This is a genomic window from Streptomyces sp. SAI-127, assembly GCF_029894425.1.
GTDB lineage: Bacteria > Actinomycetota > Actinomycetes > Streptomycetales > Streptomycetaceae > Streptomyces.
The window spans coordinates 9,956,682-9,971,768 of the sequence record NZ_JARXYJ010000001.1 but is presented as its reverse complement, the minus strand read 5'-3'; the positions used below and the strand labels follow the sequence as shown (position 1 = coordinate 9,971,768).

Annotated in this window: 16 protein-coding genes; 9 read left to right on the top strand and 7 right to left on the bottom strand. The window is 70.4% G+C overall.

The window, feature by feature from the left end; translation table 11 throughout:
• The coding region (locus M2157_RS45650) for a glycosyltransferase (protein ID WP_280868145.1) at nucleotides 1–1,621 on the bottom strand (1,621 nt) is incomplete at its 3' end.
• Nucleotides 1,622–1,843: 222 nt separating this feature from the next.
• Between M2157_RS45650 and M2157_RS45645 the strand changes: the two genes are divergently transcribed.
• Both M2157_RS45645 and M2157_RS45640 read left to right on the top strand, forming a co-directional pair.
• Nucleotides 1,844–2,302: an SRPBCC family protein gene (locus M2157_RS45645; RefSeq protein ID WP_280855242.1), complete on the top strand. Its 459-nt coding sequence runs from the start codon at nucleotides 1,844–1,846 to the stop codon at nucleotides 2,300–2,302.
• On the top strand, nucleotides 2,302–2,631 hold the full coding sequence (locus M2157_RS45640) for a TfoX/Sxy family protein (RefSeq protein WP_280868144.1): 330 nt from the start codon (nucleotides 2,302–2,304) through the stop codon (nucleotides 2,629–2,631). Before M2157_RS45645 ends, M2157_RS45640 begins: the two co-directional genes overlap by 1 nt.
• A gap of 135 nt (nucleotides 2,632–2,766) precedes the next feature.
• Here the strand turns inward: M2157_RS45640 and M2157_RS45635 are convergent, their stop codons facing one another.
• A complete protein-coding gene (locus M2157_RS45635; protein ID WP_280855245.1) occupies nucleotides 2,767–3,645 on the bottom strand; it encodes an LLM class flavin-dependent oxidoreductase in 879 nt (292 codons plus the stop codon).
• A gap of 92 nt (nucleotides 3,646–3,737) precedes the next feature.
• Nucleotides 3,738–4,475: a TetR/AcrR family transcriptional regulator gene (locus M2157_RS45630; RefSeq protein ID WP_280855246.1), complete on the bottom strand. Its 738-nt coding sequence runs from the start codon at nucleotides 4,473–4,475 to the stop codon at nucleotides 3,738–3,740.
• A gap of 116 nt (nucleotides 4,476–4,591) precedes the next feature.
• Between M2157_RS45630 and M2157_RS45625 the strand changes: the two genes are divergently transcribed.
• Nucleotides 4,592–5,299, top strand: a complete 708-nt coding sequence (locus M2157_RS45625) for an NAD(P)H-binding protein (protein ID WP_280868143.1) — start codon at nucleotides 4,592–4,594, stop codon at nucleotides 5,297–5,299.
• 197 nt (nucleotides 5,300–5,496) lie between these two features.
• On the opposite strand, the gene M2157_RS45620 is transcribed toward M2157_RS45625, so the two are convergent.
• Nucleotides 5,497–5,739: a DUF5302 domain-containing protein gene (locus M2157_RS45620; protein WP_266554122.1), complete on the bottom strand. Its 243-nt coding sequence runs from the start codon at nucleotides 5,737–5,739 to the stop codon at nucleotides 5,497–5,499.
• A gap of 170 nt (nucleotides 5,740–5,909) precedes the next feature.
• Here M2157_RS45620 and M2157_RS45615 point away from each other — a divergent pair, with 170 nt between their 5' ends.
• Complete coding sequence (locus M2157_RS45615; protein WP_280868142.1) at nucleotides 5,910–6,458, top strand: GNAT family N-acetyltransferase; 549 nt, start codon at nucleotides 5,910–5,912, stop codon at nucleotides 6,456–6,458.
• A gap of 174 nt (nucleotides 6,459–6,632) precedes the next feature.
• Here M2157_RS45615 and M2157_RS45610 read toward each other — a convergent pair whose 3' ends face one another.
• Entirely contained in the window at nucleotides 6,633–7,229 is a 597-nt protein-coding gene (locus M2157_RS45610) for a TetR/AcrR family transcriptional regulator (protein WP_280855250.1), read from the bottom strand.
• Nucleotides 7,230–7,358: 129 nt separating this feature from the next.
• Here M2157_RS45610 and M2157_RS45605 point away from each other — a divergent pair, with 129 nt between their 5' ends.
• The 3 genes from M2157_RS45605 (at nucleotide 7,359) to M2157_RS45595 (ending at nucleotide 11,510) form a co-directional block, all read left to right on the top strand.
• On the top strand, nucleotides 7,359–8,312 hold the full coding sequence (locus M2157_RS45605) for an NAD(P)-dependent oxidoreductase (protein ID WP_280868141.1): 954 nt from the start codon (nucleotides 7,359–7,361) through the stop codon (nucleotides 8,310–8,312).
• Nucleotides 8,313–8,546: 234 nt separating this feature from the next.
• On the top strand, nucleotides 8,547–9,167 hold the full coding sequence (locus tag M2157_RS45600; protein ID WP_280855252.1) for an SRPBCC family protein: 621 nt from the start codon (nucleotides 8,547–8,549) through the stop codon (nucleotides 9,165–9,167).
• 51 nt (nucleotides 9,168–9,218) lie between these two features.
• Entirely contained in the window at nucleotides 9,219–11,510 is a 2,292-nt protein-coding gene (locus M2157_RS45595; RefSeq protein ID WP_280855253.1) for an FdhF/YdeP family oxidoreductase, read from the top strand.
• Between the two features lie 16 nt (nucleotides 11,511–11,526).
• Here the strand turns inward: M2157_RS45595 and M2157_RS45590 are convergent, their stop codons facing one another.
• Nucleotides 11,527–11,874 carry an antibiotic biosynthesis monooxygenase gene (locus tag M2157_RS45590; RefSeq protein WP_280855254.1) on the bottom strand — a complete coding sequence of 116 codons (348 nt, stop codon included), beginning with the start codon at nucleotides 11,872–11,874 and terminating at the stop codon, nucleotides 11,527–11,529.
• Between the two features lie 186 nt (nucleotides 11,875–12,060).
• Between M2157_RS45590 and M2157_RS45585 the strand changes: the two genes are divergently transcribed.
• Nucleotides 12,061–13,128, top strand: coding sequence for a hypothetical protein (locus M2157_RS45585; protein ID WP_280868140.1), 1,068 nt, complete (start codon nucleotides 12,061–12,063; stop codon nucleotides 13,126–13,128).
• Nucleotides 13,129–13,130: 2 nt separating this feature from the next.
• Complete coding sequence (locus M2157_RS45580; protein WP_280868139.1) at nucleotides 13,131–14,240, top strand: hypothetical protein; 1,110 nt, start codon at nucleotides 13,131–13,133, stop codon at nucleotides 14,238–14,240.
• 241 nt (nucleotides 14,241–14,481) lie between these two features.
• Here the strand turns inward: M2157_RS45580 and M2157_RS45575 are convergent, their stop codons facing one another.
• Entirely contained in the window at nucleotides 14,482–14,916 is a 435-nt protein-coding gene (locus M2157_RS45575) for a MarR family transcriptional regulator (RefSeq protein ID WP_280868138.1), read from the bottom strand.
• Between the last annotated feature and the right edge of the window lie 171 nt (nucleotides 14,917–15,087).

Here is a 15,087-nt window from a genome sequence, read left to right as displayed (position 1 = left end):
CGCGGCGGATGGGTGGGGCCGATGTGGTGCGCAGGTAGATGCGGTGCGGGAGTGTGGCCTGCCCCGGTGGGCGTACGGAGAGGCGGAGTTGACCGGCCTGGCCGCCCCAGCCCGAGACCACCAGGTGGGGTGGAGTGCCGACCCTGACCGAGCCGAAGCCGAGACCGGGGCCGGGGACGGTCCCGAGGCCTGGGCCGGCTCTGCGCGTTGCGGCGTCGCTGCGTGTCACTCGCGCCCTGCGGCCCACGCCCAGGAGTTGGGCGCTCGCCCACACCACGTGCGTGCCGGGTTCCATCGGCCGGCCGCCGGCCAGGGTGAGCGGGTCGATGGCCGTCTCGCCGGTGAGCACGACACGGTGGCGGCCACCGCCGAGCGGTTGCGTGCGCGGGGTCAGGTCGGCGTCCGGGTACCACCACAGCTCCCGGGCCGTGTCATGGACGAGGAGTTCGCCGTAGGCATGGCCGAGGGGGTGCGGGGCCTCCCAGCCCTCGGCGCCCTTGATACCGGCCAACAGTTCGGGGTCCAGGAGCATACGGCCGTAACGTTCGACCAGAGCCAGGGGTTCACCGTCCGCGCGGCGCATACCGACCGTCGTCGTGACGTGGAGCTTTCCGTCGCGCCAGCGGATGTCGTCCACGGTGACCTCGGGCCTGATGCGCTGGGTGCGGCGCGAGAGTTCGACGAGGGAGTCCAGGTGGCCCTCCTCCAGCAGGTGCGCCCGCAGCCGGGTCAGGGCGGGCAGGCCCTCGCGCACACCGGGCGGATAGGCCTCAAGGGCCAAGGCGCGGACGACGTCGAAGTAACGCTCGAGGTTCTTGCCGGTGCGCTGCAGAACGCGGGGCTCACCCACCGGACGCAGAAGCTCCACGCGATAGGAACGGCGCAGCAGGTGGTTCTGCAGCGGGCCGGGCCGGGTCTCCTTCTTGATCGCCTCCACCACCGTGCGCAGATGACCGTAGTAGTCCTCCGGGGCGGAGGCGCGGCTGCTGGTGTTGCCGCCGTCGTCCCGGCGCTTCCACACGTAGCAGGGGTGATCGGCGAGGATCGAGACCGTCTTGGCACGCAAGTAGGCGCGGACCATGAACAGCTGGTCCTCCAGCCGCACCGGGCCCTCGGGGAACCTGAGGTCGTGGGCGAGCAGGAAGTCGCGGCGGAACATCTTGTGCGGGGTCAGACTCTCCATCAGGGGCGCGTCCTCGACCGTGCAGCGCTCCACGGTGCGCTTGAAGACGTTGCTCGGTCCCGCCATGCTGCCCACGACCTTGCCCAGGACGATGTCCGAGCCGTTACGGGCGGCCAGCCGGTGCAGGTGTTCCAGCGCCGCCGGGGTCAACTCGTCGTCCTGGTCCACGAACTGCACGTACTCCCCGCGGGCCTCCCGGATGCCGACGTTGCGGGGCTTGCCGGGCCAGCCCGAGTTCTCCTGATGGATCACCCGCACATGCGCGTGCTGCGCCGCCAACTCGTCGAGCCGCTGCGCGGAGTCATCGGTCGAGCCGTCATCGACGTAGATGACCTCGTACGCGTCCTCCCCCAGAGTCTGACGTAAAAGCGACGGCGCACACATGTCGATGTAACGGCCCGCGTTGTAGACGGGCACCACGATGCTGACCTTCAGCATGAACGTTCCCCCCAACGGAGACCATGTGTCTCCTGTTGTTCATTGGACGTTCAGGCTCTGACAAAGGTTGTCCCATGCGAAGGAATCCGGTCGACTGTCTTCAGAGCTCGCTTCTCCCGTTCTTTCACCTCGGAATGGGCATGGGCCGCCGATCACGGCCATGCTGGAGGGGACGGAGCGCGCCGACGGCAGCCGGTGCCACGGGTACGAGGCGGTGAGACGATGACCATCGACGTGACAGTGCGGCGCGACATCCCGCTGCCGCCCGAGCGGGTGGCCACCTACGCCATGGACTGGCGCCACGACGCCGAGTGGACGCAGGGCATCCGTACGGCGGAGATGACCCGGCAGGCGGACGCCGGCGGCTTCGGGACGGGCGCCGAGGTCACCCGCACGGCGTACTTCCTCGGCCGGCGCATCGACTACGTCCTGCGTGTGGCCGCGTACGAGCCCCCGAAGCTGCTGGACATGGTCTCCGTGGCCGCTCCCATGCCGATGCACGTGACCTACTCCTTCGAGGCACACCCGCGCGGCACGCTCGCGGCCATCCGGGTCCGCGGTGGCCCCGGCGGTCTTCTGCGCCTGGCGTCACCGCTGCTCGCGCGTCAGGTCCGTTCCTCCCTCACCAAGGATCTGCGCGACCTCGAGCGCAGACTCTCCGAGCGGCAAGGAGACGTCTGATGGCGTACGACGAAGGGCTCGCCGAGCGCATCCGCCAATACCTCGGCGCGGATCCCGGCGTCACCGAGAAGCGCATGTTCGGCGGCATCGCCTTCCTGTACCAGGGCAACATGGCTGTCGGCGTGACCGGCGAGGACCTCATGGTCCGCGTCGGTCCCGACGCCGCCGACGCGGCCCTCGCCCGGCCGGGGGCGCGGGTCTTCGACATGACCGGCCGCCCGATGCGCGGCTGGGTCGTGGTCACCGGGTCCGCGGTGACGGAGGACGAGGCCCTGAGCGCGTGGATCGACGCGGGAAGCGCCTTCGCAGCGAGCCTGCCGCCCAAGTAGCGGCCCTGGCCGCTGCCATGTCCGACGGACCACGGCCCCTGGCCGAGAGGGCGGCCGAGCGATCTGCCGGTTTCAGGTTCCCCCGAGCGCCCGTCCCTCCATGAGCCGGCTGGGCTCGGCGGCCGCGTCGGGACTTCAGTTCCGCCGTCCCACCGCATCCAGTACCGCCTCCAGCTGCCGTAGCGGATCCGGGCCGGCGATCCGCAGGACGACCGTGTCCGCGCCGGCCGTCGCCAGAGCGCGGAGACGCTCGGCGGCCTGCGGGGCGGGGCCCGAGACGGTGAACACCTCGTGCGGCGGCCTGCCGAGCCAGGCGCCGTGGCCTTCGATGTGCGGGTGCAGGACCCGGGCCACCTCGTCGGCGTCGTCACCGACGCAGGCGAAGGCGAAGACCGTCAGGGCATGGTCGGACGCGGCGCCGCCCTTGGCGGTCAGCGCGCGGGCGTTCTCCAGGTCGCGCGGGCCGTGGCCCTCAGTGATCACGGTGCCGTCCGCGACGCGGCCGGACAGTTCCAGGGAGCGAGAGCGCACGACGCCCGCGACCACCGGCGGCACCTCGGTCGGCGGATGTGTCAACTGCACTCCGTCCAGGCGCACTTCACGACCCGTCAGTTCTACCCTCTCCCCGCGCAGCAGTGCGCGTACGGAGGTGATCGTCTCCTCCAGCAGGGCCAGCGGGGAACGGGCCGCAGCACCCACCTGGGCCATCCACTCCTGCACCCCGTGCCCGATCCCGGCCACGAGCCGCCCGGGGAACACCCGTGCCAGCGTGGCCAGTTCCATCGCCAGAAGCGCCGGGCTGCGCAACGGGGCGGGGGCGATGCCGATGCCCACCTTGATGCGTTCCGTGGCTCCGAGGGCCACGGCCGCTGCCGACACCCCGCCGTTCCACCCGAGGTCCTCCACCACCCACACGTCGTCCACGCCGAGCGCCTCCGCCTGCCGCGCGAAGGCAGGCAGTCCCTCCGGGACCCAGTCGCGGTCGTACATCACGCCGATCCGTACGTTCGTCATACGCGGAACCTATGTGGCGGTGACAGCTCGTTCTACGGGGTATCCGGGCAGGAGGCGGCCACCTCAACCGGCCTCGGGGAGTGCAGATCCTTCTACGCGCGGCGCGGGTTGTCCGCGTGCCGGCGTGGCAGGGCCAACATGCGCAGGAGGTGGGCGAGTTCGTCCTGGAAGAGTTTCTCCGGGCTGGTGGTCTGGGTGCGCATGTGGCCGTAGATCTCCAGTGACACCAGTCCATGCAGGTGCCCCCAGATCCGCAGGGCGAGGGCGACGGCTGCGGGCGGCAGGTCGGGGAAGGCGGGGCGCACCTTGCCGAGGAGCCCGGGGTCGAAGTCGGACCAGTCGAAGTCGCTGTCGGCGTAGAGCTGTTGGGCGTGCGGCCAGGCGGCTGCCGCCAGGGCGGTGAGTCCGGTGCAGACCCGGTGTGCGGCGTCCGGCGCGGGGCCGCCTTCGGGGGCCCGGTAGCCGGGAACCGGGTCGCCGTAGATGAGCCGGAAGCCCTGCGGGTTCACCAGTGCCCAGCCGCGGAAGGCATGGGCCCACGCCTCGATCCGGACGGCGGGATCCGTGGCGGAGGTGGCCTCCCAGGCAGTGTCCACCGCGTCGGCCAAGGCGGTGTACACGTCGTTGATGAGCGTGGTGACCAAGTCGTCCCGGGTCGGGAAGTAGCCGTAGATGGCATTGGCGGTCATGCCCATCTCGCGGGCGATGGCCCGCAGCGTGATGGCATCCGGGCCGCCCGAGGCCATCAAGGCGAGGGCCACCTTCTTGATTTCGGCCGTGGTCTCGGTCCGGAGCCGCTCACGCCTTCCCCTGCTGCCTGTGACTGTCACACCAGGACTCTACAGCGTCGAGTTAATGAGCGGGTGCGCAAAAACTGCACGGCGTGTAGTTTCTGCACGGCGTCACCCATCGGTGGTGTCTCACGTCTGCATGCACAGGGGAGACCATGCACATCGGAGTCATCGGAGCCACAGGCACCATCGGCAGCCGGGTTGTCACGGAGGCCCTCGACCGCGGCCACCACGTCACGGCGTTCAGCCGCGACGCCGCTCAGGCACAGAGCGACGAACGCCGGAACAACCTCACCTGGACGAGCGTCGACGTCCTCGACCCCAAGAGCATCAGCGACGTCCTGCCCGGCCTCGACGTCCTGATCAGCGGCTTCCAGCCGGGCAATGCCGCCAATGACTTCGAGGACACCGTACGGCGTTCGATCGCCGACCCCGACGTCTACGCCACGGCGGCGCGAGCCCTGCTGAAGGCTCTGGAGAGCCACCCCCGGACTCGCCTCATCGTGATCGGCGGCGCCGGCAGCCTCGAGATCGAACCGGGAGTGATGCGCGCCGACTCCGACGAGCTCCTGTACAACACCCTCGACCAGCTTGGACTGCCGCGCGAATACGCCGCAGCGGTACGCGGTCACCGCGACGCCCTGAACGTCCTGCGGACCTCGAACCGGCTGTGGACCTATGTGAGCCCCGCGGAGGAGATCGCCCCCGGTGAGCGCACCGGTCGCTTCCGGATCGGCGGCGACCAGCCCGTCCTCGACGCCGACGGCCGCAGCCGTATCTCGGTGGAGGACATGGCAGTCGCCCTCATCGACGAGGCAGAGCTGCCGCGCTTCGTTCAGCGCCGCTTCACCATCGGCTACTGAAGACCGGAGCACGGATCGCCGTGGGGGAATGCATGGACTCCCCCACGGGCGGTCGTTTCTCCGTCAGCCGATCCGAGCGGCCGGCTGCTGCCAGTCCGTCGGCAGGGTGGGTCGGGTTCGGGTCGTAGCCCTCACAGCACCGCGGCCACGACGGTGTGACGGCCATCAGCAGCGGTCAGATCCGGACCCGCTCCGGCTCAGCCCCCGCTCTTGCGCCGGAACGACCGCTGGCTCGCAGCCGGGCCGTGCGCCCCACGGATCTTCGAGGCCTGGGGGTTGGCGGCGAGGTCGGCGGCGTCCGCCTGCGCACCGCGCTTGCGCGCCAAGGCCTCGCGGAACTTGCGCTTGAGGTCGTAGTTGCCGTCGCTGTCGGGCTCGAGCGCGGACGTCTCGGGCTCAGCCGGCTCCGAACCTTCTGGGGATGCAGCTTCTGCGGTCATCGTGACCTCCTGGGTTCGGGCAGTGGGAATCACAGCTTGTCATGCCGGGCGCGGTGCGGGGCGCCGGTGTCCGTTCTCAGTCGTTCGGGTGCGGTGAGGTCCGTGGAGCCTGTGGGCGTGGAAGATCATCGGGAAGGACGAGGCCGAGGGCGTGCGATAGGTTGCCCGCCATGACTGAACTCGGTGTCGTCGTCTGGCCACTTGACCCGATCAAAACCGAGCGGCTCGTGCTCCGGGAGTCCGAGGCCCGGGACCGTGCGGCGTTCATCGAGCTGTTCGCCTCATCGGATGTGCATACCTACCTCGGCGGCCCTCAACCGCGCGATGAGCTCGAGCGCTCCGTGCCTGAGACGCCCGGGCGGCGCCCCGGCCTTTTCGTGATCGAGCTCGACGGAGCGATGATCGGCACCGTCGAGGTCAGCCGGCGCGAAGCGGAGCGTCGCGGCAATGTCCGTCCGGACGCGGGGGAGGCCGAGCTCAGTTACCTGTTCCTGCCGGAGGTATGGGGACGCGGCTACGCCGCCGAGGCGTGCGCAGCGGCACTCGACTGGTTCGCCGATGCGCTTCCCGGCGTGCCGGTGGTGCTCTACACCCAGACCGCCAATGCCCGCTCAATGCGCCTCGCGGCGAAGCTGGGGTTCACCGAGCTGCAACGGTTCGAGAAATGGGACGCCGAACAATGGATGGGCGAGTGGTCCCCGGTCAGACCACCCGCTTGAGGTCGATCTCGATCCAGCGCGGGTGACCGCGGCTGGCAGGGCCGGAGGCACCTCACGGCACTTCGGCGGGGCGGTTGCCAATGACCGTATTGAACGCGCAGTGGCCCGTGATGCCTGTGACTCATCATCGGTCCAGTGCCGTGCGGGGAGGTGCGGTCGACCGCAGGAGGCGGGTCAGCCGTCCCGGCTCACCGCCGCGTCGAGGAGGGGACCGAGTTCGCGGGCCACGGTCGTCAGCGGACGTATGTCCCGCTCCGCCCGGGCCATGAGGATCGCTCCTTCCAAGGTGCTGACCATGAGGGTGGCCAGCGCGGCCGCTCGTTCCTCGGGCACGCCCATGTCGGTCAGCGCCCGGGCCACCGGAGCGGTCCAGGTGGCGAACGCGTCCGCCACTGCCGCCCGCGTGGACGTGGTCGACTCGGCCCAGTCCACCGTGGCGGCGGCGACGGGGCAGCCTCCCGCGAAGCCGACGCATTCGTACTCGTCGGTCCACTGGCGCACCATTTCCGCGAACAGCCCGCTCGGCGTCGGTTCGGGCAGGGCGGCGAGGAAACGGGCGACTCGGTTGCCCGCGTATCGGGCGGCCCACTCCACCGCCTCGTTGACCAGTTGCTCCTTGCCGCCGGGGAAGTAGTGCTGGAGCGAACCGCGCGGCGCGCCGGCGTGGGCGGCGACCTCGCGCATGCCGGTGGCGGCGACCCCGTCGCGCCGGATGAGCTGTGCGGCGCTGAAGACCATCCGCTCCCGTGCTCCCCTCTCGGGCACCGCCATCGCCGACCTCCCTGTGTGGTTTGTGCGGGTCCACTCTATGACCGCTGTCATAGACGCGTTTACTATGACCGCTGTCATAGTGGGCGGCGACGGCTCGGCTTCGGTGTGAGCCGGAGAAGGCGGTGCCTTGTGTACGTGGGATTCATCGGCCTCGGAACCATGGGGCGGCCCATGGCCCTCAACCTCGTCCGGGCCGGGACGCCTCTCGTCGTGTGGAACCGCGCCCCCGGCCGGTGCGAGGCCCTGGGCGCCGCCGGTGCCGAGGTCGCCGCGAGCCCCGCCGAGGTCTTCGAGCGGGCCCGGACCGTGATCCTCATGCTGGCCGACGAGGCCGCCGTGGACGCCGTGCTGGGGCGCGACACCCCGGACTTCGCCGGTCTCGTCGCCGGACGGACCGTCGTTCACATGGGCACGACCTCGGCCGAGTACTCGGGCGCTCTGCAGGACGTTGTCCGAGCCGCGGGCGGACGGTATGTCGAGGCTCCCGTCTCCGGCTCCCGCATCCCCGCCGAGCAGGGCGAGCTGGTGGGAATGACGGCGGGCGACCACGACGCCGTCGCGGCCGTACGCCCTCTCCTGGCCACGATGTGCCGGGAGACGTTCGACTGCGGCGCGGTCCCTGGCGCGCTGCTGATGAAGTTCTCGGTGAACCTGTTCCTGATCACTCTCGTCACCGGGCTGGCCGAGGCGTTCCATTTCGCCGACCGGCACGGAGTCGACCAGCGTCTGCTCCGGGACGTCCTGGACGCGGGCCCGATGGCCAGTGCCGTCTCACGGGTGAAGGGGCCCAAGTTGCTGGCCCGCGACTTCACCGTGCAGGCCGCCGCCACCAACGTCCTGGAGAACAACCGCCTGATCGCCGAGGCCGCCCGCAAGGCCGGTCTGGCCTCCCCGCTCCTCGACGCCTGCCACGCCCTGTACGGCGAGGCCGTCGAACAGGGCCACGGCGACGAGGACATGGTGGCCGTGCTGCACGCCCTGGAGACCCGGACCGACGGCAGGCCCGCACCCGTCCGACGGCGGGAGGACTACGCGAGACAGCCATGCGCTGGACGAACGCGTGCCGCCACACCGCCGCCGTGAGGCTGCGGCACGCGGCGAGTCGTGCATGAACTGCCGACGAATTCTGGCTGCCGTCCATGGGGGTGCCCCGCCAGGCCAGTCGACGGCGCTCCCCCGAAGCCGGGGGCCGAGCAGGATGCAGTCGCATTCGTGCGACTCGAAGAGCGCGATGTGGGAACCGGGAGAGGAGCCCTGACACACGAGAGGGAGGCGGGCGAGCGAGGCCCGGATCCCTGCACCGGAGGAGAGGCCACGATGGCGCGCGAACAGGACTCCCGGCAGGCCGTCCCGAACACGCCGGGGATGCGCCCCGGCAGTGACGGTGTCACGCGCCGTCGGCCGCTGCGGAGGCGGCACGTCGAGGAGACGGTCGAGGTCGCGGTGCCGGTGCGCACGGCGTACAACCAGTGGACGCAGTTCAAGACCTTCCCCCGCTTCTCGCCCGTGGTGCACGGCGTCGAACAGGTCAGGCCCACCGTGACCGCCTGGACCATCGGCTACGGCCCGCTGCGCCGCCGTTTCGCGGTGGAGATCGTCGAGCAGGACCCCGACTCCTACCTGGCCTGGCGCGGCCTGGAGCAGCGCCCCTCGCACCAGGGTGAGGTGGAGTTCAGGCCGACGGAGTCGGGCGGTACGGCCATCACCGTCCGGATGCTGCTCGAGCCACACGGGGCCGCGAAACGGCTCACCGGCTCGTCCAAGGTCACGCAGGTGACCGCCCGGCTGGTCCGCCGCGAGCTCCTGCACTTCAAGCAGTTCATCGAGGGACTGGGACAGGAGGGCGGGGCCTGGCGCGGCACCATCCGCAACGGCCGGGTACAGCACGATCACCCGGAACCGCCCAGGAGCCGTGTGGCCCAGTGGCCCGTCGGCTGACCCGCGTACCGCAAGGCGGCAGGACAGACGCGGCAGGAGAAAGGCGAAGCGATGCAGAACCCGCCCGGCGAGGAGCCGGAGACCACCCTCTCGGTGACACCGCCGAAGAAGTGGGCGGCCGGGGTCCCCGCGGTCGTGCACGCGCTGGAGTACTCCCTGGAGCAGACCTCCCCGCGCAGGACCGGAGTGGACCTGCTGGCCATGAACCAGGTCGGCGGGATCGACTGTCCCGGCTGCGCCTGGGCGGATCCGGCCCCGGGACAGCGCCATCGCAACGAGTACTGCGAGAACGGCGCCAAGCACATCAACGACGAGGCCACGAAACGCCGGATCACCGCCGACTTCTTCCGTGAGCACGGCGTCTCCGACCTCGCCGGGCGCTCCGACATGTGGCTCAACCAGCAGGGCCGGCTCACCGAACCGATGATCAAGCGGCCGGGCTCGGACCACTACGAGCCCATCGGCTGGAACGACGCCCTGGGTGTGCTCGCCGGTGAGCTCACCTCGCTCGACTCCCCGGACGAGGCCGTCTTCTACACGTCGGGCCGGGCCGGCAACGAGGCCGCCTTCGTCCTGCAGCTCTTCGCCCGCGCCTTCGGCACCAACAACCTGCCCGACTGCAGCAACATGTGCCACGAGTCCAGCGGCTTCGCCCTGAGCGAGACATTGGGCACCGGCAAGGGCACCGTCAGCCTCGACGATCTCCACCATGCCGACCTGATCTTCCTGGTGGGGCAGAACCCCGGCAGCAACCATCCCCGTCAGCTGACGGCCCTGGAGGAGGCCAAACGCAACGGCGCCCGCATCGTGGCGGTCAACCCGCTGCCCGAGGCCGGGCTACGACGCTTCAAGAACCCGCAGAAGCCACGTGGGGTCATCGGACGCGGCACCCAGATCGCCGACCGCTTCCTGCACATCAAGCCCGGCGGCGACCTCGCCCTCTTCCAGGCCCTCAACCTCCTGCTGCTGGAAGCCGAGGACGCCCGGCCCGGCACCGTCCTGGACCACGACTTCATCGACGCCCACACCGCCGGCTTCGAGGAGTTCGCTCAGCATGCCCGCACCGTCGACTGGGACGACGTGCGCGCGGCGACCGGACTGACCCGCGAGGAGATCGAGAAGGTTCACGACGAGGTCCTGCGCAGCGAGCGTGTCGTCGTCTGCTGGGCGATGGGCATCACCCAGCACAAGCACGGTGTGCCCACCATCCGGGAGATCGTCAACTTCGTGATGCTGCGCGGCAACCTCGGTCGCGCCGGCACCGGCGTCTGCCCCGTGCGCGGGCACAGCAACGTCCAGGGCGACCGCACGATGGGCATCTGGGAGCAGATGCCGGACTCCTTCCTCGACGCGCTGCAGAAGGAGTTCGGCTTCGATCCGCCACGCCCGCACGGACTCGACTCGGTGAACGCGATCAAGGCGATGCGCGAGGGCCGCGCCAAGGTGTTCCTCGCTCTGGCCGGCAACTTCGTACGCGCCGCTCCCGACAGTGAGGTCACCGAGGAGGCCATGCGCTCGTGCCGGCTGACCGCCCACATCTCCACCAAGCTGAACCGCTCGCACACAGTCTGCGGTGACACGGCGCTGATCCTGCCCACCCTCGGCCGCACCGAACGCGATGTACAGGCCGACGGCGAGCAGTTCGTCACGGTGGAGAACTCCATGAGCGAGGTGCACACCTCCCAGGGGCGCCTCGAACCGGCGTCCCCGCTGCTGCTGAGCGAGGTCGCGATCCTGTGCCGGCTGGCCCGGCGCACCCTCGACGGCAAGCCGGACATCCCCTGGGACCGGTTCGAAGGGGACTACGGCACGATCCGTGACCGCATCTCCCGCATCGTGCCGGGATTCCACGACTTCAACGCACGGGTGACACGGCCCGGCGGCTTCCAACTGCCCAACCCCGTCAACGAGGGCGTGTTCAACACCTCGGCCGGCAAAGCGCTGTTCACCCGCAACGAGCGCGTGATCCCCAAGGCGCCCGAGGGCCACCTGCTGTTGCAGACCCTGCGCTCGCACGATCAGTGGAACACCATCCCCTACACGCTCGACGACCGCTACCGCGGCATCCACGGCAGCCGCCACGTCGTGCTCGTCAACCCGGCCGACCTGCGTGAACTCGGCCTCGCCCAGGGCGATCACGTCGACCTGGTGAGCATCTGGGCGGACGGCACCGAGCGCCGCGCCGAGAACTTCGAGGTGGTCCCGTACCCCGCCGCACAGGGCTCCGCGGCTGCCTACTACCCCGAGACCAACGTCCTGGTGCCGCTGGACAGCGTCGCCGACATCAGCAACCAGCCCACGTCGAAGGGCATCGTCGTACGTCTCGAGCCCGCGCCTGCCTGACCGAGCGCAACAGGACCTACGTATCCGCCGGGCGGGTGAAGGCGTGGGCGCGCTCGACCTTGGCCACGTGGAGCGCGAACGAGGCATACCAGTGCTCGCGTCCGTACGCACGGGCCAGGGCGTGCTCCGCGTGATTCCGCCATGCGGCGATCGATTCCTCGTCCCTCCAGTACGACACCGTGATCCCCAGGCCGTTCGCACCGCGAGCGGCATCGACGCCGAGGAATCCCGGCTGGTCGGCGGCCAGTTTGAACAACCGCTCGTCCATCTCCCCATAGCCGTTGTCGCCGGCGGTCCGCACTGCCGTGAAGACCACCGCGTAGTAGGGCGGGGCGGGCAGCGAGGCGGGCACGGGATCGGTCACGCGAGTCCTCCGGTGGGCGACACCAGCAGTATCGTCTCGAACGATCTCGCGCACCGACCTGAACTCACAACCCTGCTGTCCCGTTGCTGACCGCGCCCCCCGGGAGCCTCGATCGGCCGAATGCCGTCTGTCCACGGATCGGTGAAGGCCCATAGCGTGTGCGGCCTTCGCGTTCTGGGAGGTCTCGTGAACGGTCTCCGTGCGGTCGTCGTCTGCCTTGTGATCGCGTGTGCCGCGGTGGTGTCGCCGGCTGCGGCCGTGACACCGAACCCTGCCGTGACACCGAGCTGGTCGGCGCTGCCGGTGCCGCCGGCTGCCCCGCCCGTGACCGTGTCCGATCTGGCCGCCCGCGGGCCGGCCGAGGCGTGGGCGACCGGGCACGAACAGGCCGCCGACGGACTGCGGCCGATGTTGTACCGGTGGAACGGCACGGCGTGGAGCCGGGACACCACCTTCCCCGGTGCCGGTGAGCCGGGCTGGCTCGGCAAGGTGCAGTTCGTCGGCGCGGAAGTGTGGATCTTCCACAACCGTGCCGGAGAGGGCGAGATCCTGCGCCGGTCGGCGGGAGGATGGAGTGCCCTTCCGCTGCCGCAAACCCTGTGGACCTACCAGGACTTCACCGCGACACCGGGTGGTGCGTGGGTGGTCGGTGAGGACGACACCGGGCTGAAGGTGCTGCACTACGACGGTTCCCGCTGGACCGCACAGGCCACCCCGGCCGGGGTGCTGTACCTGATGGGAGTCACCGCGCGGGCCGCCGACGACGCCTGGGCCTGGGCGGACACCAGCACCGGGACCGCCGTCCTGCACTGGGACGGCACGGCATGGCAGGACGCGAAGGTGCCGCTGCCGCCGGAAAGCAACGTCCACACGCTGCTGCTCGAACCGTCGGGCCGGATCACGATCGGTGGCAGTCAGTACACCGACGGCGTGGCCCGCACCTACCTGATGACCTTCAACGGACACGTCTGGCGCACCGCCCACCCGCCGCTGGGCGACACCTACACCGAGGCAATGGTCCGCGGCCCGGACGGCGCGCTGTGGCTGCCGGTGCGCAGCGACCGCGCGTTCCAGTCGAAGTACGCGCGGGTGGACGGCCCCCGCACCACCTTCTCCTACGGCCCGGAGCGCACGAACGCGATCGACGTCAAGCCGCGTGCGCTGACGAGGGCCGGGTCCTCACTGCTGTCCTTCGGCACCGTCGAGATCTACGGCTCGAAACCGAACCTAATGAGCGAACGGCTGGGAGGCTGAGCATGACAAGAAGACTTCTCGTCGCGGCCCTCGCTGTCGCCATGACCATCATCACGGTCATGGGCTCGGCCGCGGCGCAACCCCTGTCCTGGATGCATGTTCCCGTTCCGGCACAGGTACGCCCCCAGGCCGCGCTGAACGAGGCCGTGGCGCTCGGCCCGGACCAGGCGTGGGCCGTGGGCGCCGACGCCGTGGGGCGCGAGGCACCGGGCTTCCCGCTGCTGCTGCGCTGGGACGGAACCGTGTGGCACCGCCAGAGCCTGTCCGGGATCGGCTGGCAGGGAGAGCTGCTGTCCATCGCCGCCACCTCACCGACCATGGTCTGGGCGGTCGGCCGCGATGCGGCGGGCGGCGCCCGCCTGCTCCGCTTCGACGGCATCGCCTGGTCCGAGAGCCGGCCGCCGCCCGGTGTGGTGCTGACGAGTGTCGTCGCCGGTGGCGGTGAGGCCTGGCTGATCGGCTCGCGGGACGGAGCCCAGGTACTGCTGCGCCGGGACGGGAGCGGCTGGCGGGACGTGCCGGTGCCGCCGGGATCTGTGTACGGGCTGCACATACGGGCGGCCGACGACGTCTGGGCCGCGGGCGCCACCGACTCGGGTGCGGCCGTGTCCCATTGGGACGGGCAGGCGTGGCAGCAGACGATCGTGGACGGCTTCCCGCGGTCGGCCGTGGGCAGTGTGCTGGCGGTCTCGCCGACCGAGGTGTGGGCGGGTGGCACGGCCGGGTTCGTCGGCGGCCCGCCGGGCCGGCCGATTCCGCCGCTGCTGCTCCGCTTCGACGGGCAGACGTGGAGCCGGGTGAGCGTCCCCACCGATTTCGGCTCGATCAGCTCACTGGCGGCCTCCGCGTCCGGCGGCCCGGCCTGGGTCGCGGTGGCCCGCTCGCAGAAGTGGGGTCCGGCCGGCAGCTCTCCGCCGCTTGTCCCGGGGCCGGATTTCCTCGCCTGGAACGGCCAGTCGTTCACCGAGTACAGCGAACCGGTGGTGGCCGGAGAGGGCGACTCCCGGACACTGCGGCTGGCGCCGGTGCCAGGTACCGACACGGTGTGGTCGGTCGGCCGCGCCGACGGTCCCGAAGGCACCTTCGCGCCGCGTACGTTGCGCTTCGGCTGAGCAGAAATCCATCCTCTTCCCCCGATGGCTCCGCACATGCGCCGCTTCCCTCGTTCGAGAGACATACGGCACACCCACCGAAGAACTCGCCGCGACGGGGTAACCGAGGTCGGGTAAGGGCGGTCAGACGCACTGTTGCCGTTTGACAACAAAAGCCGGGAAGCAACACAGTAACCGTGTCGGACGCACGGGGAAGGACCTGTCGAGAGGTGACAAAGACGCTGTCGGCGCGATCGTCGGGTCAGGCGGTCCGGCTGCCGGAATCCGCCGCGTCGTCGTGTATATGCGTGGCCGCGGCGACGCAGAACGCCTCCAGCCCCTCCAGCAGCGCGACCCGCTTGCCGGCAGGCATGTCCGCCAGCACGGTCTGCAACTCCCTCTCCCTGCGGGCGCGCAGGTCGACGAGGAAGGCGCGGCCCGGGCCACTGAGATGCAGCCGCACCTCACGTCTGTTCTCCTCGCTCACGACCCGCTCGACGAACCCGGCCGCCACCAGCCGGTCGCACAGCCGACTGGTGGACGGCGGCGTCGAGGCGAGGGACTCGGCGAGGGTGCGCAGGTTGATGCCGTCATGGTGTTCGAGGATGTGCAGCACCCGAAGCTGCGACGCGGAGGTGGGCGCGGTCGAGGCCCGGCCCCACACGACCTCCAGCAGCTCGACGGCTGTGGTGGTCACGCGTGCGACCTCATCGCGCTCTGAGCGGCGGCGGAAGGCAGTCACGATCACACTCTCGCAGGCACTGGGGTGCTGTCAGCGTACTAGGCGCGCGCGCTGACCACACGGGACCGGGATGGTCGACGCGGTCCATCGGGGGGCGACCTCGTGAGGGGACCCGTACGTCGTCCG